The 19376-nt window shown below is 60.8% G+C and carries 21 protein-coding genes; 8 read left to right on the top strand and 13 right to left on the bottom strand.

Annotation, left to right across the window (positions count from 1 at the left end; all coding sequences use genetic code 11):
• Position 1: 1 nt before the first annotated feature.
• A complete protein-coding gene (locus ACYSTU_RS12945; protein WP_024012022.1) occupies positions 2 to 778 on the bottom strand; it encodes a class II glutamine amidotransferase in 777 nt (258 codons plus the stop codon).
• 15 nt (positions 779 to 793) lie between these two features.
• Positions 794 to 1291, bottom strand: a complete 498-nt coding sequence (locus tag ACYSTU_RS12940; RefSeq protein ID WP_016771225.1) for a hypothetical protein — start codon at positions 1289 to 1291, stop codon at positions 794 to 796.
• Positions 1292 to 1526: 235 nt separating this feature from the next.
• Here ACYSTU_RS12940 and ACYSTU_RS12935 point away from each other — a divergent pair, with 235 nt between their 5' ends.
• Both ACYSTU_RS12935 and ACYSTU_RS12930 read left to right on the top strand, forming a co-directional pair.
• Positions 1527 to 3581: a S9 family peptidase gene (locus tag ACYSTU_RS12935; protein WP_498999051.1), complete on the top strand. Its 2055-nt coding sequence runs from the start codon at positions 1527 to 1529 to the stop codon at positions 3579 to 3581.
• Positions 3582 to 3817: 236 nt separating this feature from the next.
• Positions 3818 to 4291 (top strand): cyclic nucleotide-binding domain-containing protein, encoded by a 474-nt coding sequence (locus ACYSTU_RS12930; RefSeq protein ID WP_016771227.1) that lies wholly within the window; start codon positions 3818 to 3820, stop codon positions 4289 to 4291.
• On the opposite strand, the gene ACYSTU_RS12925 is transcribed toward ACYSTU_RS12930, so the two are convergent.
• Positions 4288 to 4572: a hypothetical protein gene (locus ACYSTU_RS12925; RefSeq protein ID WP_016771228.1), complete on the bottom strand. Its 285-nt coding sequence runs from the start codon at positions 4570 to 4572 to the stop codon at positions 4288 to 4290. The two genes, ACYSTU_RS12930 and ACYSTU_RS12925, sit on opposite strands and share 4 nt — an antisense overlap.
• A gap of 80 nt (positions 4573 to 4652) precedes the next feature.
• On the opposite strand from ACYSTU_RS12925, the gene ACYSTU_RS12920 reads away from it, so the two are divergent.
• The 4 genes from ACYSTU_RS12920 to ACYSTU_RS12905 all read left to right on the top strand — a co-directional run bounded on the left by ACYSTU_RS12920 (position 4653) and on the right by ACYSTU_RS12905 (position 6860).
• Positions 4653 to 5339 carry a spermidine synthase gene (locus tag ACYSTU_RS12920; RefSeq protein WP_498999046.1) on the top strand — a complete coding sequence of 229 codons (687 nt, stop codon included), beginning with the start codon at positions 4653 to 4655 and terminating at the stop codon, positions 5337 to 5339.
• 49 nt (positions 5340 to 5388) lie between these two features.
• Entirely contained in the window at positions 5389 to 5760 is a 372-nt protein-coding gene (locus ACYSTU_RS12915) for a YajD family HNH nuclease (RefSeq protein WP_003222612.1), read from the top strand.
• Between the two features lie 170 nt (positions 5761 to 5930).
• A complete protein-coding gene (locus tag ACYSTU_RS12910; protein ID WP_007911337.1) occupies positions 5931 to 6401 on the top strand; it encodes an RNA methyltransferase in 471 nt (156 codons plus the stop codon).
• 81 nt (positions 6402 to 6482) lie between these two features.
• The gene (locus tag ACYSTU_RS12905; RefSeq protein ID WP_016771231.1) at positions 6483 to 6860 is read left to right on the top strand and encodes a YgaP family membrane protein; all 378 of its coding nucleotides are present in this window, start codon (positions 6483 to 6485) and stop codon (positions 6858 to 6860) included.
• A gap of 112 nt (positions 6861 to 6972) precedes the next feature.
• Here ACYSTU_RS12905 and ACYSTU_RS12900 read toward each other — a convergent pair whose 3' ends face one another.
• From ACYSTU_RS12900 to ACYSTU_RS12880, 5 genes are all read right to left on the bottom strand, one after another.
• Entirely contained in the window at positions 6973 to 7422 is a 450-nt protein-coding gene (locus ACYSTU_RS12900; RefSeq protein ID WP_016771232.1) for a YcgN family cysteine cluster protein, read from the bottom strand.
• Positions 7423 to 7674: 252 nt separating this feature from the next.
• Complete coding sequence (locus ACYSTU_RS12895) at positions 7675 to 8607, bottom strand: D-2-hydroxyacid dehydrogenase (RefSeq protein WP_073472920.1); 933 nt, start codon at positions 8605 to 8607, stop codon at positions 7675 to 7677.
• A gap of 105 nt (positions 8608 to 8712) precedes the next feature.
• A complete protein-coding gene (locus tag ACYSTU_RS12890) occupies positions 8713 to 9006 on the bottom strand; it encodes a YcgL domain-containing protein (protein ID WP_016771234.1) in 294 nt (97 codons plus the stop codon).
• On the bottom strand, positions 9003 to 10136 hold the full coding sequence (gene rnd / locus ACYSTU_RS12885; protein ID WP_024012017.1) for a ribonuclease D: 1134 nt from the start codon (positions 10134 to 10136) through the stop codon (positions 9003 to 9005). Before rnd ends, ACYSTU_RS12890 begins: the two co-directional genes overlap by 4 nt.
• A gap of 163 nt (positions 10137 to 10299) precedes the next feature.
• Complete coding sequence (locus ACYSTU_RS12880; RefSeq protein ID WP_498999029.1) at positions 10300 to 11949, bottom strand: phosphoethanolamine transferase; 1650 nt, start codon at positions 11947 to 11949, stop codon at positions 10300 to 10302.
• Between the two features lie 400 nt (positions 11950 to 12349).
• Between ACYSTU_RS12880 and ACYSTU_RS12875 the strand changes: the two genes are divergently transcribed.
• On the top strand, positions 12350 to 13522 hold the full coding sequence (locus ACYSTU_RS12875) for a cyanate transporter (protein ID WP_498999025.1): 1173 nt from the start codon (positions 12350 to 12352) through the stop codon (positions 13520 to 13522).
• Positions 13523 to 13699: 177 nt separating this feature from the next.
• The gene (locus ACYSTU_RS12870) at positions 13700 to 14635 is read left to right on the top strand and encodes a LysR family transcriptional regulator (RefSeq protein ID WP_024012014.1); all 936 of its coding nucleotides are present in this window, start codon (positions 13700 to 13702) and stop codon (positions 14633 to 14635) included.
• A 3-nt stretch (positions 14636 to 14638) separates the two neighbouring features.
• Here ACYSTU_RS12870 and ACYSTU_RS12865 read toward each other — a convergent pair whose 3' ends face one another.
• From ACYSTU_RS12865 to ACYSTU_RS12845, 5 genes are all read right to left on the bottom strand, one after another.
• Positions 14639 to 15004 (bottom strand): 5-carboxymethyl-2-hydroxymuconate Delta-isomerase, encoded by a 366-nt coding sequence (locus ACYSTU_RS12865; protein ID WP_498999020.1) that lies wholly within the window; start codon positions 15002 to 15004, stop codon positions 14639 to 14641.
• 164 nt (positions 15005 to 15168) lie between these two features.
• Positions 15169 to 16089 carry a LysR substrate-binding domain-containing protein gene (locus ACYSTU_RS12860; protein ID WP_123442913.1) on the bottom strand — a complete coding sequence of 307 codons (921 nt, stop codon included), beginning with the start codon at positions 16087 to 16089 and terminating at the stop codon, positions 15169 to 15171.
• 88 nt (positions 16090 to 16177) lie between these two features.
• Entirely contained in the window at positions 16178 to 18283 is a 2106-nt protein-coding gene (locus ACYSTU_RS12855) for a DUF6311 domain-containing protein (protein WP_498999017.1), read from the bottom strand.
• The gene (locus ACYSTU_RS12850; RefSeq protein ID WP_024012011.1) at positions 18280 to 18666 is read right to left on the bottom strand and encodes a GtrA family protein; all 387 of its coding nucleotides are present in this window, start codon (positions 18664 to 18666) and stop codon (positions 18280 to 18282) included. Before ACYSTU_RS12850 ends, ACYSTU_RS12855 begins: the two co-directional genes overlap by 4 nt.
• Positions 18663 to 19373, bottom strand: coding sequence for a class I SAM-dependent methyltransferase (locus tag ACYSTU_RS12845; protein ID WP_498999013.1), 711 nt, complete (start codon positions 19371 to 19373; stop codon positions 18663 to 18665). Before ACYSTU_RS12845 ends, ACYSTU_RS12850 begins: the two co-directional genes overlap by 4 nt.
• Positions 19374 to 19376: the final 3 nt, after the last annotated feature.

The raw sequence follows: 19376 nt of genomic DNA, 5'->3' as shown, positions 1-19376 counted from the left end.
CTTATTCGGTCTTGCCCTGGCTGACGCATTCGCCGCGTCGCCACAGGCTCCATTGGCCCGGTTCGTAGCGGGTCCAGGTTTCGTTTTCGGTCAGAGGCTCGGTGGCAATCACCGTGACCACATCGTTGGGCGTGGTTTCGGCCTGAAAGTCGACAATCACATCGACATCCTTGAGCCGCGCCGGGCCGAACGGTGCGCGGCGGGTGATCTGAGCCAGTTTGGTCGAGCAGTAACAGAACAGCCAGTCGCCGTCGCTGAGCAAACAATTGAACACGCCCTTGCTGCGATATTCGGCGCACGCTGCGACCAGATCCGGCAGCAGCACTTCGATATCGACCGGCTCGGGGAAGGCTGCGCGTACCCGGTTGAGCAGGTCGCAGAATGCCGCTTCGCTGTCGGTATCGCCGACCGGGCGGTAGAAACTCTTGATCGGGGTGAAGTCGGCGAGCTGGCCGTTGTGCGCGAAACACCAGTTGCGCCCCCACAGTTCGCGGACGAACGGGTGGGTGTTGGACAGGCAGACCTTGCCGACGTTGGCCTGGCGGATGTGGCCGATGACCACTTCGCTCTTGATCGGATAACGCTGCACCAGGTTGGCCACTTCCGACTCGCTGCTCGCTGCCGGATCCTGAAACAGACGCAAGCCGCGCCCCTCGTAGAAGGCAATGCCCCAGCCGTCGCGGTGCGGGCCGGTGCGGCCGCCGCGCTGCATCAGGCCGGTGAAGCTGAACACGATGTCAGTCGGCACGTTGGCACTCATGCCCAGTAATTCACACATGTGCGGACTCTCGGGTTACAGACGCGGCTCGACCCGCATGCGCTGCGGATTGTTCGGCACTGGCGGGCGACCGTAGCGGTCATCACCGGCGCCGCCGAACGGTTGATCATCGTCGCGCTCTTCGGCACGGGCCGCAGCCTTGGCGGCCTCGGCGCGTTCACGCCGCGCTGTCGAGGCGCGCTCGATCGGCAGGCGGATCAAGACGAAAACCAGATACACCCCGAAGGCGATCATGCCGTACATGAACAGATCGGAAACCGCGCGCCAGGCGTTGTTGCCGACCTTGAACAGCATGTCCAGGGCGGTGATGGCGATGGCCGGTGCAACTTTGGCTTTCACCGGATCGACGATGGTCGGGCTGAACAGCAACACCGCCATCAGCACACGCAGCGGCTCGCGCAGCCAGCGCCACATCCAGGTGGTCAGGCGCATCCATACCAGCAGGCAGCCCACGGCGGCAAAGGCGTAAAGGCCCCAGGCGATCAGATAGTCGTTCTCGGTCATGGTGTCCATGGCAAGGCAGGCAAATAGGCGCTTATAGTAACGACTTTTCGCCCATGCGGCTTGTCCCAATACCAGACGGCCAGCAGCCGCCCCTGTGGGAGCGAGCCTGCTCGCGAATGCGGTGTGTCATTGCAGCAAAAGTCATCTGCCAGGACGCCTTCGCGAGCAAGCTCGCTCCCACAGGGCTCTGCGGCGGTTTCAAAATACGCGAAACCTTTATCCGAATATTGTCCGAGAGCCTCCCATGCCCGAATCCGCCAATGTCATGACTGCCCCGATTGCCCAGCGGGCGCCCGGCGCCGACCCGTATGCCTGGCTGCAGGAGCGCGACACCGACGCGGTGCTCGACTACCTCAAGGCTGAAAACGCTTATCAGGAAGCGCAAACCGCCGATCAGGCCGAACTGCGTGAAAGCCTGTTCAATGAGATCAAGGGACGGATTCTCGAGACCGATCTGTCCCTGCCCTCGCCTTGGGGCCCGTATCTGTATTACACGCGCACCACCGCCGGTGACGAATACGCCCGGCACTACCGCTGCCCGCGTCCTGCCGATGACAGCCTGACCCTCGATGAAAGCCGCGAGCAGCTGCTGCTCGACCCGAATGCGCTGGCCAACGGCGGTTTCTTCTCGCTCGGTGCTTTCAGCATCAGCCCCGATCACCAGCGCCTGGCCTACAGCGTCGATACTTCGGGCGACGAGATCTACACGCTGTTCGTCAAAGAGCTGTCCAACGACAGGGTCAGCGAACTGGAATTCGAGGACTGCGACGGCAGCATGACCTGGGCCAACGACAGCCTGACCCTGTTTTTCGGCGTGCTCGACGACACCCATCGCCCGCATAAACTGTTCCGCTATCGCCTCGATGGCACTGCCGCTGAAGAGGTTTTTCACGAGCCGGATGGGCGGTTCTTCCTGCATTGCTACCGCGCCAGCTCCGAACAGCAGTTGCTGCTGTCGCTGGGCAGCAAGACCACCAGTGAAGTCTGGGCGCTGGACGCCAATCAGCCACATCTGCCATTCAGCTGCCTGGCGCCACGGGTCGAAGATCACGAATACGACGTCGACCACGGCCTGCTCGATGGCGTCTGGACCTGGTTTATCCGCACCAACCGCGACGGCATCAACTTCGCTCTGTATCAGGCCCCGGACACTGGCGTGCCGCCAAGCGAGGCCGACTGGCAGAACCTTATCCCGCACAACGAAGAAGTGATGCTCGACGGTGTCAGCCTCAACGCAGAGGCGATGACCTTGAGCCTGCGCGAAGGTGGCCTGCCGATCATTGAGGTTCACCCGCAGGGCCAGGCGTCGTATCGCGTGCAGTTGCCCGATGCGGCCTACAGTCTGCATGTGCAAAACAGCCTGGAATTCGAGAGCGATCGCATTCGCTTGCGCTACGAAGCGTTGAATCGCCCGGCTCAGGTGCGCCAGTTGATCCTCGCCAGCGGCGAGCAAACGGTGCTCAAGGAAACCCCGGTACTCGGCCAATTTGATGCCGATGCCTATGTCAGTCAACGTCTATGGGCCACCGCGCCGGACGGCACGCAAGTGCCGATCAGTCTGGTGATGAAACGCGAGATGGTCGGTAAACCGGTGCCGCTGTATCTGTATGGTTACGGCGCTTACGGTTCCAGCCTCGATCCATGGTTTTCTCACGCCCGCCTGAGCCTGCTTGATCGTGGCATGGCCTTCGCCATCGCCCACGTGCGCGGCGGCGGTGAGCTGGGCGAAGCCTGGTATCGCGCCGGCAAGCAGGAGCACAAACACAACACCTTCAGCGACTTCATCGCCTGCGCCGAGTTTCTGATCCTCAACGGCATCACCACGGCGGAAAAACTGGCGATCAGCGGCGGCAGCGCCGGTGGCCTGCTGATCGGCGCGGTGCTCAACCAGCGCCCGGATCTGTTCGGCGTAGCGATTGCCGAAGTGCCGTTCGTCGACGTACTCAACACCATGCTCGACCCCGAGCTACCGCTGACCGTCACCGAATACGACGAATGGGGCAACCCGGAAGAACCGGACGTCTATGATCGGATCAAGGCTTACGCGCCGTACGAAAACGTCACCGCGCAGGCTTATCCGCCACTGCTGGTGATCGCCGGTTACAACGACAGCCGTGTGCAGTATTGGGAGGCGGCCAAGTGGGTGGCGAAATTGCGCGCGACCAAGACCGACGACAATGTGCTGCTGCTCAAGACTGAATTGGGTGCTGGGCATGGCGGCATGAGCGGGCGCTATCAGGGATTACGTGACGTAGCGCTCGAATATGCATTTGTGTTCAAGGTTTTGGGAATTGCCTGAGGAACTCTGTGGGTGGCTTGGGTCTTAACTGCAGACCCTTGTGGCGAGGGGATTTATCCCCGTTGGGCTGCGAAGCGGCCCCAAACCCCGCAAACTCAGTATTCCTGAAGCACCGAGTTGGCAGGATTTGCGACTGCTGCGCAGCCGAGCGGGGATAAATCCCCTCGCCACAAAAGCCCATTCCTACGGGATCCGTGTATAGCCTTGAAATGTGATAACAAAAAGACCGCATCGACATGTCCGAACCGACCTTTCTGAACAACGAAATCCGCGACTGGCTGATGGACTGTGGCCTGTTCGATCAATTGCAACTGGCCGACTTTGCGGCCGCTTCCGGCTATTTCAGTATCAGCACCGTGGCTGAGGGCGAGGCGATTTTTCGCGAGGGCGATGCCGGCAGTTTCATGTGCATCATCCACACCGGCCAGGTCGCCGTGCAGAAAACCGGCGCCGACGGCCAGGTGATCACCATGGCCACCCTGCGCAGCGGCCGGGCCTTCGGTGAAATGGCCGTGCTCGATGGCGAGCGCCGCTCGGCCACGTGTATCGCGGCGAGCAACTGTCAGTTGCTCAACCTGGGCAAGGACTCGCTGGAGAAAATGCTCAACGACGCACCGAAAATCGCCGCAAAAATCATCCGCGCCCTCGCCGTCTCGCTGTCCAAACGCCTGCGCATGGCCGACGGCCAACTCGCCGCACAACAAGTTTAACCGCCGGGGGACTTGACCTTGTTGCCGTTCGGCTCGATGCCCGGCACCGGTTGATCCTTGCTTGGCGGGCTGGGCATTTCGATCGGTACCAGCGGCGGGCTGCCGCTGCCGGCGCCCGACTTGGGCAGGGTGATCGGGGTGATCTGCGGATACGGCGTCGGCGTCGCAGTGCCGGGCGAACCGGGTTGCGGCGTCGGGCTGACTGGAACGCTCTGCTGGGCCTGCACCGCAGTAATCGCGAGCGCGGCCAGGGTAATGACCGTTAGAATGGTGCGCTTCATCAAGGGCTCCGTTTGGCCTTTAGTCTGTGCTCAGGCTACTCCCAACGCGCCTGCTTGCCTTCCCCCTTGTAGAGATTTCCATGAAACGTTTCGTTCTGCTCGACACCACCCCGATCCCTGAAAACGGCGGTGCCCTGTGCCTGTTCGAGTATGGCGAGGACTTCGTCATCAAGATCCAGGGCGGCGATGGCGGACAGTTGATGAACACGCGCATGCACGGTTCTGAAGATGCGCTGGCCGAGATTCCCTGCCGCAAGGTCACCGGCCGGCCGAATTCGCGGGTGTTGATCGGCGGCCTGGGCATGGGTTTCACCCTCGCCTCGGCACTCAAGCACCTGGGCAAGTCCGCCGAAGTGGTGGTCGCTGAGCTGGTGCCCGGGGTAGTCGAGTGGAATCGCGGCCCGCTCGGGGAGAAGTCCGGTCGGCCATTGCTCGATCCGCGAACGGTGATCCGCATGGAAGATGTGGCCAACGTGCTGCAAAGCGAGCCGAACGGTTTCGACGCGATCATGCTCGACGTCGACAACGGTCCTGAAGGTCTGACCCAGAAGGCCAACAGTTGGCTGTACTCCGCCGCTGGTCTGAATGCCTGCGCCAAGGCCCTGCGCCCCAAAGGCGTGCTCGCGGTGTGGTCGGCCAGCGCCGACCGGCAGTTTTCCGACAAATTGAAGAAGGCCGGTTTCAAAGCCGAAGAAGTCCAGGTCTTCGCCCACGGCAACAAGGGCACCCGCCACACGATCTGGATTGCCGAGAAGCTCAAGGGCTGAGCTAAACTCTGCGCATAACCGTCATCAGTCTTTCTGCAAAGGTGAACCCATGAGTTCGTCCACCCCCACCAACACGTCGAAGCTGGACCGCATCCTCGCCGACAACCAGCGCGACAAGGAAATGGGCTACCGCGACAAGGCCCTGAAAATGTACCCGCACGTTTGCGGCCGCTGCGCCCGTGAGTTTTCCGGCAAGCGCCTGAGCGAACTGACTGTGCATCACCGCGACCACAACCACGACAACAACCCGCAGGACGGCTCGAATTGGGAGCTGTTGTGCCTGTATTGCCACGACAACGAACACTCGCGTTACACCGATCAGCAGTATTTCGGCGACGGCTCGCTGAGCACACCAAAGATCGCCAAGGCCACGCATAACCCGTTTGCGGCCCTGGCTGGCTTGATGAAAAAAGAAGACTGAAGATCTTCATCGCCTGAGCTGGCCCTTTCGCGAGCAGGCTCGCTCCCACAGGGGATGTGGGAGCGAGCCTGCTCGCGAAAGCGGCCTGCCAGACACCACAAGTCTCGAATCTGCCCGCCCTCCCCCAATCCCCGTATAATCGCGCTCTTTTTCCCGAAGGCACCCCGCTCGTGGCAGACAAACGGTACAGCTGCATCGGTTTGTACAACCCCAAATCTCCGGAGAACGTCGGTTCGGTGATGCGCGCCGCAGGCTGTTACGGCGTGGCGTCGGTGTTCTACACCGGCAAGCGTTATGAACGCGCCGCCGACTTCGTCACCGACACCAAGCGGGTGCACTACGACATCCCGCTGATCGGCATTGACGACCTGAAAAAAATCCTTCCGCTCAACTGCGTGCCCGTCGCCGTGGAGCTGGTCGAAGGCGCCCGGCCGCTGCCGGAATACACCCACCCCGACCGCGCTCTGTACATCTTCGGCCCGGAAGACGGTTCGCTGGATAAGGAGATTCGCGACTGGTGCGAAGACGTCGTGTACATCCCGACCACCGGCTGCATGAACCTCGCCGCCACGGTCAACGTCGTGCTCTACGACCGCATGGCCAAAGGCCTGAACACCCGCTCCGGGCCGAAATTCCGCTGAAGCGTCGTACATTCGATGGAACAAGCTGACCGCCATGGCAGTCAGCTTATCTATCAATCGCACCCTGCCTGGAGATAGACCATGAGCGAGCTCAAACGCGTAGAACGCATCGAATCCACCCCGTTCCAGTCGCCTTCGCACAAGAATGTGCACGGTTGGGAGCGCGTCGGCTCGTTGACCGGCGGCGTACTGATGGTCGGCAAGGGCCTGCGCCGTGGCGGCGTGTTCGGCCTGATTCAAGTAGCGCTCGGCGGCATGGCCGTGGCCCGTGGCATTACCGGGCACTGCTCGGCGAAAAGCCTGCTGGAAAAAGGCCGTCAGGACATGAGCAACGTGCGGGCGAAGATCGAACGCGCCGGGGAAGAGCTGAGCAAGCTGAAGACCAATGCCGAAGTGGCCACCGAAACGGCAACCGTTACCGGCAATGATTCGCTGGTCTCGCCGAAGGCCGGGGTTTGATCCGGGATCTTCAGCGCCGCTGATGGCCTCTTCGCTGGCAAGCCAGCTCCCACAGAAAAACCTGTGGGAGCTGGCTTGCCAGCGATTGCGATATACCTGAAGCGAGAAAAGTTCAGCCCGCGCGAAAAATCAGATGATCTTCCCAGTCATCCTCCGGCACGCTGCCTTCGGCAAGCATGCGCCCGGACTGGGAAATCCGCTCATGGTGCACCGCGTCGCGGTCGCCACACACCAGGTGATGCCATAACGGCAGATCCTTGCCCTCGCTGACCAGCCGATAACCGCAGGTCGGCGGCAGCCATTTGAACTCTTCCGCCTGACCCGGCGTAAGCTGGATGCAGTCCGGGACAAACTTGATCCGGTTCGGATAATCGCTGCACTGGCAGGTTTTCAGATCCAGCAGTTTGCAGGCGATGCGCGTGTAATAGACGCTGTTGTCTTCTTCATCCTCGAGCTTTTGCAGGCAGCAAAGACCGCAGCCGTCGCACAGCGATTCCCATTCCTCGTGATCGAGTTGATCGAGGGTTTTGCGTTTCCAGAACGGTTCGACTATGGCGGCCATGGCTCAAGCATCAACATCAAGGTGGTGAAAAGGCCGCCAGTCTAGTGCCAGCGGGCGCGGGGGCCAAGCGCTGGCGACTGTCGGTAAATCCGCTTGTCAGCGCCAGCGCCGCCCGCTGAGCAAACTGGTGACTGCACTTTGAAACCATTGTGCGAGCGAGCCTGCTCGCGAAAGCGCTGTGTCAGACACGCTGTTGTCGACTGACACGCCCTCTTCGCGAGCAGGCTCGCTCCCACAGCGAAATCGGGTGAGTCAGTAACCGCGGGTGAAATCCACCTCGCCGCGCAACGCTTCACCCGCCTCATACGCTTTCAGATTCTGCACAAACAAATCCACCATCAGCGCCGGCGAGGTCGGTGCCGAGCTGTGCCCGGTCAGGAGCAAGCCCCACGCGGTCCAGAATGGATGGCGTTGCGGCAATGGTTCCTGACGGCAGACGTCGATCACCGCGCCGGCCAGATGCCCTTCCTTCAAAGCTTCAACCAGATCAGCATCGACCACTGCCACACCGCGTCCAGCGTTGATGAACAGTCCGGTCGGTTTGAATTGCTTGAACAGCGCCGCGTCGTAGATATCGTGGGTGTGTTCGGTGTTCGGCAGCAGATTGACCACGTAGTCCACCTCGCCCACCAGACGCGGCAGATCCGCCAGCGCGCCGACTTCGACAAACGGCGCCTGTTCGCGGGCGCTGCTGGCGATGCCGTACAGCTCGACGCCGAACGGCCGCAGAAACTGCGCAACGCTCTGACCGATGTCACCGGTGCCGACGATCAGCACCTTGCGCCCGACCAGACTCTGGCCGCTGCGGTTGTCCCACTTGCGCTCGACCTGACTGACCAGCCGCGCCAGCACTTCGCGTTCGTGGCCGAGGATGTAGGTCAGCACGTATTCGGCCATGACCTGACCGAAAATCCCCACGGCGCGGGTCAGGCGATAGTCGCGGCGCAGGCCGTCCGCGAGCAGCGGCGTGATGCCGGCCCAGGTCGATTGCAGCCATTGCGGTTGATGGCCCTGGCGCAGCAGGGTCGCGAGCAGATCCGGCTGGCCCAGCCACACCGGGCAATCGGCGGCCTGCCGCGCCAGTTCGGCGGAGTCGCCGCTGGTCAGGACTTCAAGCTCGGGCAGTGCCTGACGCAGCAGGCGGGCGTATATCGCGTGGTCGTGTTCAGCAATCAGAACGCGCATCTTCAAACCTTTCGCAAACCGTGCAGACAGCCGCCGGGTTGGGGCCGGCCATCGCGGTAAAAACAGTTCCAGGGTTAACCGAGGCCCAGGACAGGGCCTCGCGGGTCAGACCGGGTCGTTGCGTCGCAGCAACTCTTCGGGCAAGTGCTCGATGTACTCGTCCTCGGCCGGTGGCATCTGCAGGTGATAGCCCTGCTTGTCGAGGTTTTCCAGAACCACGGTGATGTCTTCGCTGGCCAGCTTGCGCTCGGGCGACAGCACCAGATCGAAGGAATGCTTCGCTTTGCCGAAAGCCGTCATCAGCGCATCCGGCACGCGCTCGAGCGCATCGCTCTTGAGCACGTAGAGATACATGCCGCTGCGCTTGGAGCTTTGGTAGATGGAGCAAATACGTTTCAAGGCTGTTCTCCGGCGGTGGCCAGGCTGTCGAGCAGCTTCTGGCCGAGCAATTCGCGGCGCCAGCCACGCAGCGAATCGGGCAATTGGTAAGGACCCTCGGGGAAGCCGCTTTTGACCAGGGCTTCGAGGGTTTTCTTGCGCAGCATCAGTTCCGGGGCAATACCCAGGCGTTCGGCCTCGGCCTGACCCAGCGCGCGCAGTTGTTTGATCAACGCAGCGGCTTCGATCGGCAACGGCTCGGGCACTGCCGGCGGCCATTGATCCGGCCCCACACTGCCAGAGCGCTTGATCAGATCAAGCAGAAACTGCCCGTCCTGACGTACGGTACGCGGGTGCATGTCTTCGATCTTGCCCAGCGCCGCGAGGTTATCCGGCTGCGTGCGGGCCAGGGGCCACAGCGAATGTTCCCGGACGATGCGGTTGCGCGGCAGGTCGCGGGCGCGGGCTTCTTTTTCGCGCCAGGCGCACAGTTCACGCAGCACGGCCAGTTGCGCACGGGACAGCTTCCACGCCAGTTTCGCCTCGCGATAGACCTCGTACGGATCGGTCTCGCGGCGCAGGTTGGCAACCAGTTCGGCGCCATCCTCCAGCACCCAGGCGAACTTGTCGTCGGACAGCTTGGGCCGCAACTCGACGAACACCTCGGCCAGATGCACGGCATCTTCGGCGGCATAGCTGATCTGGGTTTCGGACAGCGGACGCTGCAACCAGTCGGAGCGGGTCTCGCCCTTGGGCAGGTCGATGCCGAGCACTTCCTGCACCAGTCGCGAATAGCCCATCGAAAAACCGAGGTTCAGGTAAGCGGCGGCCAGTTGCGTGTCGAACAACGGCGCCGGCAGGCTGCCGGTCAGGCGCAACAGCACTTCGAGGTCTTCGCTGCAGGCGTGCAGGACTTTGAGCACCGCCGGGTTTTCCAGCAACGCGGCCAGCGGTTGCCAGGCGTTGATGGTCAGCGGATCGATCAGGTAGGCGCGTTTGCCGTCGCCGATCTGCAACAGGCCGGCAATCGGGTAGAAGGTGTCGACCCGCATGAATTCGGTGTCGAGGGCAACGAACGGCAGCTGCTGCCACTCGGCGCAAAACTGCGCGAGGCTTTCGTTGTCGCGAATCCAGTGAATATCGATAGCCACACGGCTCTCCCTTGAAGAATGGCGCGCAGTATATATCGCCACCGACGATTTACGCGCCTTTGAAGGGCAAGAGCTGTAAGGAAATGTCTTGCCTGTCAGCAAGAATAGTCTGACAGCAGAAACAGAAAGGCCCGTCGCATTGGCGCGACGGGCAGGAAACGCTTCACTGCTTGGCCAACACGCCGTCGATCACCGCGCCGCGACAACCGGCAAACATGTCCAGCGCCGGCTGATACACGCTGCTGCGCACTTCCAGCAGGCCGAGCATCGAGTGAAACAGATTGTCCTGGCTCAGCGGTTTGTCCCGGCTCAGTTGCAGGCAATGGGTGTCGACCGAATAGGCCTTCTGATAGCTGTCAGAGAACCACGCCAGCATCGCTACATGCTTCTGTTGCTCGGGCGCCAGCATGTACGGCGTGCCGTGCAGAAACAGGTTGTACTCGCCCAGCGACTCGCCGTGGTCCGACAGATAGAGCATGGCGGTGTCGACTTTGTCCTGATTGCTGCGCAGCACATCGATCAGGCTCGCCAGCACATGGTCGGTGTAGACCAGCGTGTTGTCGTAACCGTTGACGATACTTTCGCGGCTGCAATTGTTCAGCGCGTTACTTTCACAGACCGGAGTGAAGTGTTCGTACTCCTTGGGATAACGCTTGAAGTAGTCCGGGCCATGACTGCCCATCTGGTGCAGAACCAGCACGGTGTCCTTGTCCAGATGATCGATGAAACTTTGCAGGCCTTGCAGGAGAATTTCATCGCGACATTCGCTGTTGGCGCATAACGCAGGGTCTTGCAACTTGCTGACATCCTGCACCGTGACGCGGTCGCAAGTACCTTTACAGCCGGACTGGTTATCGCGCCAGATCACATCGATGCCGGCACGCTTGAGTACGTCGAGCAAGCCCTCTTCATTCCTGGCCTTGCTGGCGTTGTAATCCTTGCGGCCCATGTTGGAGAACATACACGGTACCGAGACTGCGGTTTCCGTGCCGCAGGAATGCACGTCAGTAAAAGCGATCAGCCCCGCTTCCTTGTCCAGTTGCGGCGTGGTGTCTCGGTCGTAACCGAGAATGCCGAAGTTCTGCGCCCGCGCACTCTCCCCCACCACCAGCACCGTGAGGGATTTGCGTGGCTGTAGCTGCAAGTCGGGATTGCGCTGGGCATCTTCGCCGATCTTGATGAACGGCTGCTGCGCCGAGACCACTTGCTCTTGCAGGTAGCCCAGGGACGCACCGACGTAATTGCTCGGCACCAGCATCAGGCGAATTTCGTGGTGATTGCGAAACAGTGATGACAAGCCTTGGTAGTTGGCCAATGCGACAACACCGATCACCGCTGCCGAGGCAACACTGACAATAACTTTGCTGAACAACTCACGATGCCAGCGCCGATAATTGACCGGTACTTTCCACAACAACAAACACGGCAAAATACCCAGCAAGAGAATATAAGCGAACAACTTCAACGAGAGCAGATCACGCACTTCCGTCACATTGGTTTCGGCAAAGTTGCGAAACATGCCGGCATCGATCATCACGCCATATTGGCTCATGAAGTAAGCCACGCCGGCGCTGACTAAAAACAACAGGGTCAACAGTGGTTTAAGCAGTGGCCGGAAAGCGAATAACGTCAGGACTATGTTGAACGCGGCAAAGATCATCACGCCAAACGCCACGCGCATGGCGACGCCCTTGCCATCGCCGGCGGTGATCTCGAACAAATGTTGCCAAAGCACCAGATTGAAACCGAGCAACAAAAAGGCGCTGGCAAACAACGTCACCCATTCCGGGTGCACGGCTTTTAACTTCAACATATGAGTGACTGTTCCTGAAAGAAGAGCCTCGTCAAGTGTGAAAATTTCATTCACCGAGGCATGCCAAACTTTAGGCGGCAGCGAATCAATTTTTCGTGAAAAAGATGCTAATGATTAGTTGCCTCGGAGTACGAACGTGAAAGTTTGCGAGTATTTGAGAATGGTTCAGGGTTTATTCAGTTTCAGGCACTTCGCAATGTCCTGTAGGAGCGAGCCTGCTCGCGAAAGCGCAGTGTCAGCAAATGAATGTCTGTCTGGAGGAACGCATTCGCGAGCAGGCTCGCTCCCACATCGGGACAGGGGTGTTATCGAGTTTTTAGGTCTGGCCCGGGGTTTTCTGATTTGCTGACGGCGGCGACGCCACGCCTAATCATCAGCCCCTGGACTCGAAGGCCCGCCGATGAATCACACCCGTCCCGCCGCTTGGCTGATGCTCGCGATCATCCTTGTCGCACTCAATCTGCGCCCCTCAATGGCCGCCATCGGGCCGCTGCTGTCGGCGATCCGTAGCGATATCCCATTGAGCTTCACGCTTGCCTCTCTGCTGACGATGCTGCCGGTGATGGCCATGGGACTGGCGATGTTTTTCGGCCTGAGCATCAGCCGGCGCCTGGGCGAACGACGCACGGTGCTGCTGTCGCTGTTGATCATCGGGCTGGCGAGCCTGTCACGGCTGTTTATCGATTCGGCGTTCGAGCTGATCGTCAGCGCGATACTGGCCGGCGTTGGCATAGCCCTGATTCAGGCATTGATGCCGGCGCTGATCAAATCGCGCTTTGCTGACAACGTGGCGTTATGCATGGGCGTCTACGTCACGTCGATCATGGGCGGCGCGGCGATTGCCGCCTCGTTCGCGCCACTGGTGATGGTGCAGGCCGGCAGCTGGCGCGTGGGGCTGGCCATCTGGGCGGCGTTGGCATTGGTCGCGTTGCTGGTCTGGTGTTTGCAGCCCGCGCAAGCCATATCAAGGGGGACCCGGCGGGAGTCCTTCATCACCCGCCCGCGCGCCTGGTTGCTGGCGATGTTCTTTGGCCTCGGTACGGCGTCCTACACCTGCGTCCTCGCCTGGCTTGCCCCGTATTACGTGGAAAAAGGCTGGAGTGAACAGAACGCCGGGCTGCTGTTGGGTTTTCTTACAGCGGTGGAGGTCATTTCCGGCCTGGCAGTGCCGGCGATCGCCAATCGCAGCCGTGACCGGCGTGGGATATTGGCGGTTCTGCTGTTGCTGATCATCGGCGGTTTCTGCGGGCTGATTCTCGCTCCGATAACTCTGGCCTTGTTATGGCCGTGTCTGTTGGGGCTGGGGATTGGCGGTCTGTTTCCGATGAGCCTGATCGTCGCGCTGGATCATTGCGACGAGCCGCAGCGTGCCGGTGGCCTGACCGCGTTTGTACAGGGGATCGGTTATCTGATCGCCAGCCTCTCGCCGCTGTTGGCAGGGATGATTCGCGATCGGCTGGGCAATTTCGAAGGCGCGTGGTGGGCGTTGACGGCGGTGATGGTGATCATGCTGCTGATGGTGATGCGCTTCGACCCTCGCCACTACGCGCGCCACTTGCCTCGCCCGGGCTAGAGGCCTCTGGCCATCTTTTGCGCACGAGATTGGCAACGTCGTGTTGCTAAAAGTTTCTGTCCCACATGTGTCCGTGAAATGTCCTACAAGGGTTTCTCCTGGCACCATCGTTCCGTTAGGATCGTACGCACACGTTTGCGCGAATTCTGCGCAAGGGGGCACAGCGAGACGGAACTCATGCTGAACAGTAATTTGCTTCGCAAGCTCGACATGCAGGACTTGATGGTATTCGTCGCCGTGTACGAGCAGAGCAGTGTCACCGATGTCTCGGAAACCCTGTTCGTCAGCCAGTCCACCGTCAGTTATTGCCTGAAGAAACTGCGCACCAGTTTCGAAGACGAACTGTTCATCAACACCCGCACCGGCATGCGCCCGACCTACAAAGCCTGCAGCATGTACGGCCATGTGCAGAAAATCCTCGAAAGCATCAACCTCTGCCACGCCGGTGCCCCGGCCTTCGACCCGAGTCGGCAGGCGGTGACTTTCAACATTTGCGCACCGGAATACTTCGAGCAATTGATTCTGCCGCGACTGTTGAAGCGCTTCGACTTCGATGACTTGCCGGTGATGGTCAACATGCACAAGTTTGAAACCGACGTTCCGGCCGAAGAGTTGCGCGACGGCAGCCTCGACCTGGTGATCAGTTTCGGCCCGCACTTTCACCGCCAGCATGCAGATCTGAAATCACGGATGCTGCTGGAAGATGATCTGGTCTGCGTCTTCGACAAACGCGCCACGCCACTGGAGCCGCGCCTGAGCCTGCAAGCATTCACCGAACGTCGGCATGTGTTCCCGACGCCATGGACATCAAGCACCAACATGGTCGACGGCTGGCTGGCGCGGCAGGCGCAGAAACGTCAGATTGTCGCGCGCTCGAACAGCTACAGCGCCGCGTTGAAGATGATCACCGGCACCGATTTCATCCTCACCCTGCCCCGGCGTATCCAGCGTTTGCTGACCAACGATGCGGTGTTCAACCACTGCGAGGCACCCAATGGCTTGCCGGGTTTCACCCTCGACATGCAGTGGAGCCAGAACGCCGATCAGGACAGCGCCAACGTCTGGCTGCGCGAGCAGGTGATTCAGGTGTGCAGCGAGCTGGAAAACGCCTGAGCGTCAGACGCCGATCGCGGCTTTGCTGTAGGACTCGCGATCGATGTCGAGCAGTTCGACACACAGTTGCACTTCGAGCCCGGCCGGCCATTCGCAGAGTTCCTGCAACACCGCCAACAGGCTTTGCGAGAGCTGCTTCTTGATCTCCGTCGAGCGCCCGCTGAGCAAGGCCAGTTTCACATGGACGAAGGCGCGCTCGCCCTGCGCCGTGCCGACCTTGAAGTTGTCGATCTTGATCGCGCGGCTCTTGATGTCGAACTCCGCGCCGAACTGACCGGAACCAACGAGCGTGTTGTTGAGCCGGATCAGGGCGATGTCAGCGTTCAACTGCGTCAGGTTGGCGGTGTATTCCATGTGCAGGTGTGGCATTGCGGATCTCCAGTCGGCGGATGCGGGGGCGTACATATAACACAATCACACAGCGTCATTTGTGGGAGCGAGCCTGCTCGCGAAAGCGTCCTTTCAGTTTGCACATCCGCGCCTGCCGAACGGCTTCGCGAGCAGGCTCGCTCCACAGGGTTGTGTGGTGCTTGTCAGGACGGAATCAGCGGCCGTTCACTCATGAACGCTTCGAGCCGCGAGCGCAGCCAGCGTTCGGCCGGGTCGCTGTCGACGTGGCTGAGCCAGACCATCGACAGGTCCAATGTCGGCGTCTTGAACGGAAACGGTTCCTGGAACAGCGCCCCGGACGCCGCCATCGCCGCTGCGGTGTAATCCGGCAGGCTGGCGATCAGGTCGGTGCCGGCCAGCAACGCCGGCAGTGCGCTGTATTGCGGCACCGACAACACCACCTGCCGCGTGCGGCCCAGTTCCGCCAGCCACTCATCGGCGTAGCCACTGACATTGGCCGTGTGCGACACCAGCACATGCGGGCGAGCGCAATATTCGTCGAGGGTCAGCGGTGTAGCAGAGGCATCGGCGCGCAGGATGCTCGGCTGGATGTGCCGCAGCAGTTTGCGTTTGGCGTTGGCCGGCAGGCCCCGGGTCTGGCTGATGCCGACGGTGATATCACCGGCGGCCAACAGGTCGGGAATGCGCCAGTAATCGACATGCTGCACCACGAACACCACGCTCGGTGCTTCCTGGCGCAGCGCGCGCAACAGCGGCGGCAGCAGGCCGAATTCGACGTCGTCGGACAGGCCGATGCGAAAGGTCATGGTGCTGGTGGCGGGATCGAAATCGCGGGTCAGGCTCAGCGCCGCCGACAGTGAATCCAGTGCCGGTTTGAGATGGCGGTAAATGTCTTCGGCGCGGGCCGTCGGTTCCATGCGATGGCCGACGCGGATGAAAAGCGGATCATTGAGCATCGTGCGCAAACGGTTGAGTGCCGAACTGATGGTCGGCTGGCCGAGGAACAGCTTCTCCGCCGCACGGGTCACGTTGCGTTCGAGCATCAGGGTCTCGAACACCACCATCAGGTTGATGTCGGCCTTGCGTAGTTCATTGCGGTTCATCCATTGCCCCTGCTCCCGGAATAGCGGCAGTGTAGAAAGGCCCATGAACCGCGTCTATGGGCCGCTGCGCCAAACTGCCACTGCCGGGTCAATGAAGCGTCAACGCCCGAATGCCAATGGCCAGCTTGCGCGGATCGAGTCCCATGCCCAGCGCTCTCGGGCTGACGGCATCGGCGTGCTGGAAACGAATCACCAGCACGCCTTCACGTTCGATGCGCTGCTGCACTTCGGCTGGCAGATCAACGCTGACAACGTTCGCTTCGGGCTTGCGCAAACGGGTGGAGAGCACCGCCACATCGTTGACGATGACCTCCAGCCCCTGTTCGGTATGTGACGGCGCAATCAACGCGTTGGCTTCCAGCACAAATGACCTTACCGGGGCCTCGGGCCGCAAAATGATTTGCGACTCACTGCCCTCGGACCACGTGCCCCACGGTTCGCTTTTCGACCATCCGCTGCCGAGGAAGAACGTCGCCAGGCTGGTAACGTTGAAGGTCACGCGCTCGTTCGACTTCAGTGGCGAAATCAGCGTAAGGGGATCAGCGGCCACGATGGGCGGGCAATCGGCGCAACGCTTCCAGCCGGGTGCCAGCACGTTCAAACCGTCGATTCTGGCGAGTACGTCAGTCTCGCGATTGAGGGTCAGCGCGGCCGGCAGCACAGTGCGGCTATCGAGTACATACAACGTATCGGCGGCGTATTGACCAGAGCTGACCATCTGGTCGGCCACAGCCTGGGCCGCCTCGGTGGCCTTGGTACTCATGCGGCCGAGGTAGACCGCATTGGTCGGCAGATGATGGCGTCCCGCATACTCGGCCAGCGTTCGCCACTGTTCCGGATAATTCTCCGGGCGCAGCCAGCGCACCGCCTGATAATGGCGGGCTGCCTGATCCCAGAACGGATCAACCAGCGGCGTCGGCCATTGTGGCGCCGGCGCGGCCATGAACAGATTGCGCGACTCTCCCCAGCCGGAACGCGTATCCGCCACTTGCAGCAACAGGGCAATGCCCAGCAGAACCCGCGCAGTGCGCGCAGCGTGCCCGCGAATCACCACGTACAGGATGGCGAAAATCGCCATGTACATGACAGGCCAGATCATCCGCCCCGAACCGCGAAAAATCGTCGCCACCGCGACCACCGCATCCGGCAGCGGGATGTGCAACTCGAATGGGCCGACACCGATGTTGTTGGAAAACGCAAACAGCGCCAGGCCGGCGAGCGCGAGCAACAGCAACGGGTAGCGACGTGGCTTGAGGTGAACATCCGTGCCGCGTTGCAGCCATACCGCGAAGGCGCAGATGAACAGGAACACCACACCCAAACCAAGGAAAGCAAAACCGTCACCGTCGCCCAACACACCGGGCATGTCGCGCAGGGCAAACGACCAGGTTCCCGGGTCGAAAAAGCTCAACACGTTGGCCCGAAACAGGCCGTAGCCCATCAGTGCCAGGCCGTCATCGCCGACGCTGAAGTAGCCCGCCTGCCAGCAACACAGACTCACCAGCAAAAACAGACCGATCAGTTCGGCCACAGCTTTGCGCGGCGCCAGATGTCGCCGCAGGGTGTGTGCTGCGAGATCGGCGAGCCAGATCAGCGCAATCATCGCCAGCAAATAGGCGTGAATCAGCGCGGCCGCCGCCAGCAACGTTCCCCAGGCCAGAGAGCGCTTGGGCGTGAATGGCCGTAGCGCCAGATAAAGCGCAGCCAACAACATGAAATGCCCGCCCAGGGACAGGTGCACGCTCATGCGGATCAGCATGGCCGGAACGAATAAAAACAGCCCGGTGCCGAGCAACCGCACAACCGCGTCGCGGGTCACCAGGCCGAGCAGTTTCCAGGCAAACCAGCTCTGCAGAATGAAGCAGGTCAGTAACCACAGTCCGAAATACTGAAACGGCTCCGGCAACAGCGCCGAGAACGGCTTGAACAAAAAGGCGAACAGAGGATTGGAATCGGAAAAGATCAAGCCGTTGGACAACTCCAGTCCGTAAGACGGATTGAGCCCCAGCGGAAAGCTCCATGGCGAGTGCCGGAAAAATACCCAACCCTGGTAGTGGGTGGCCGGGTCGCCGTCGCCCAGCCAGGCAATGTTCATCGGGTTCAACGCCCGAGGGCCGACCACGATAAAAAACGCCAGAATGCCTAGCAGCACAGGCAACAGCGCAGCGGCCCGAGAGGTTGAGCAAAGCTTCATCGATACGTCCAGAAATTATGCAAAACGAAAGTAAATGCCGGCACCGTCAGGGCCACGGCGCCGATTCCGAGCAAATAATGCAACCCAGCCATTTGCGCCGCCCAGGCAACCAGCATCGCCAATAGAAAACCGCCCGCCGAGACCGACACAAAGCGCAGTAACGTGCGCCCGTGCAGGCGAGCTGAAAAGCTCCAGGTGGTGTTGATCACATAAGACACAACGGTCGCCACGGCAAAGGCGAAACCATTGGCCAGCGGCGGTTCGGGCGCGATGAAGCGGATGAACAGCACAGCCACCAGCGCATGCAGCGCAGTGACAAACAGCCCGGTCAGGGCAAAGCGCAGACCACGGCGGACCAACGCTGAACGCTCACTGCCGATCACGGTTTCTGCGCCAGCACGAAGACGCTCAAACCGGCCAGCCGGTTTCTGCCCATCAACGGCAACTCCAGTCGGCACAGGGTCTTGAGCACGCTGTTGACCCACGGGTGATGACGTTTGAGTTGCGACTGTGGCTGTGCGGTCGGCGAACCTTGAGGCATCAGGCGCAACGCAGCGGCGATAGGAAACACCGCACCGAAATAGTAGGCGCCGCGCTGCACGGTCAAACCGGCATCGCCCGCCACGGTTTCGAATTGCGCGAGGGTGTAGCGGCGCTTGTGCTCGAGAAAATCATCATGACCGCTCCAGAGAAACTGGAACGCCGGCACCGTCAGCAGAAAACGACTGCCCGAAGGCACTTTATCGACGTAGCTTTTGAGCAGGCCGAGGTCGTCGTCGACATGCTCGAGCACATCCATCAGTAACACCAGATCGGCATCAATGCTGTCGATGTTGCGTCGGTAATGCACCGGTTTGCCCGCGGTGGTGGCGCTTGAATCGGCGGGGTAACTGATGTCGACGCACCACGCCTCATGCGCGTCGGTGTGGGTCAGCAGATGATGCGAGAAAAACCCCGAGCCGGCACCGACATCGAGTATTCGTCGGATCGGCATGTCACCCAGCAATTGCCGGATCGCCGCCGCTTTCGAGCAGTAATACCAATGCTCATCGATGCTGTCGCCGAGGATGTCGGTTTCCTTGAGATCCATCTG

The sequence above is a fragment of the Pseudomonas glycinis genome (assembly GCF_054871425.1).
Note: the sequence above shows the minus strand (reverse complement) of the source record. Positions and strands in the feature narration are given on the sequence as shown.

Excerpts from the sequence above, each read along its gene's own strand:
- ACYSTU_RS12945 (WP_024012022.1), bottom strand. The coding sequence starts at position 778 with ATGTGTGAATTACTGGGCATGAGTGCCAACGTGCCGACTGACATCGTG.
- ACYSTU_RS12940 (WP_016771225.1), bottom strand. The coding sequence starts at position 1,291 with ATGGACACCATGACCGAGAACGACTATCTGATCGCCTGGGGCCTTTAC.
- ACYSTU_RS12935 (WP_498999051.1), top strand. The coding sequence starts at position 1,527 with ATGCCCGAATCCGCCAATGTCATGACTGCCCCGATTGCCCAGCGGGCG.
- ACYSTU_RS12930 (WP_016771227.1), top strand. The coding sequence starts at position 3,818 with ATGTCCGAACCGACCTTTCTGAACAACGAAATCCGCGACTGGCTGATG.
- ACYSTU_RS12925 (WP_016771228.1), bottom strand. The coding sequence starts at position 4,572 with ATGAAGCGCACCATTCTAACGGTCATTACCCTGGCCGCGCTCGCGATT.
- ACYSTU_RS12920 (WP_498999046.1), top strand. The coding sequence starts at position 4,653 with ATGAAACGTTTCGTTCTGCTCGACACCACCCCGATCCCTGAAAACGGC.
- ACYSTU_RS12915 (WP_003222612.1), top strand. The coding sequence starts at position 5,389 with ATGAGTTCGTCCACCCCCACCAACACGTCGAAGCTGGACCGCATCCTC.
- ACYSTU_RS12905 (WP_016771231.1), top strand. The coding sequence starts at position 6,483 with ATGAGCGAGCTCAAACGCGTAGAACGCATCGAATCCACCCCGTTCCAG.
- ACYSTU_RS12900 (WP_016771232.1), bottom strand. The coding sequence starts at position 7,422 with ATGGCCGCCATAGTCGAACCGTTCTGGAAACGCAAAACCCTCGATCAA.
- ACYSTU_RS12895 (WP_073472920.1), bottom strand. The coding sequence starts at position 8,607 with ATGCGCGTTCTGATTGCTGAACACGACCACGCGATATACGCCCGCCTG.
- ACYSTU_RS12880 (WP_498999029.1), bottom strand. The coding sequence starts at position 11,949 with ATGTTGAAGTTAAAAGCCGTGCACCCGGAATGGGTGACGTTGTTTGCC.
- ACYSTU_RS12875 (WP_498999025.1), top strand. The coding sequence starts at position 12,350 with ATGAATCACACCCGTCCCGCCGCTTGGCTGATGCTCGCGATCATCCTT.
- ACYSTU_RS12870 (WP_024012014.1), top strand. The coding sequence starts at position 13,700 with ATGCTGAACAGTAATTTGCTTCGCAAGCTCGACATGCAGGACTTGATG.
- ACYSTU_RS12865 (WP_498999020.1), bottom strand. The coding sequence starts at position 15,004 with ATGCCACACCTGCACATGGAATACACCGCCAACCTGACGCAGTTGAAC.
- ACYSTU_RS12860 (WP_123442913.1), bottom strand. The coding sequence starts at position 16,089 with ATGAACCGCAATGAACTACGCAAGGCCGACATCAACCTGATGGTGGTG.
- ACYSTU_RS12855 (WP_498999017.1), bottom strand. The coding sequence starts at position 18,283 with ATGAAGCTTTGCTCAACCTCTCGGGCCGCTGCGCTGTTGCCTGTGCTG.
- ACYSTU_RS12845 (WP_498999013.1), bottom strand. The coding sequence starts at position 19,373 with ATGGATCTCAAGGAAACCGACATCCTCGGCGACAGCATCGATGAGCAT.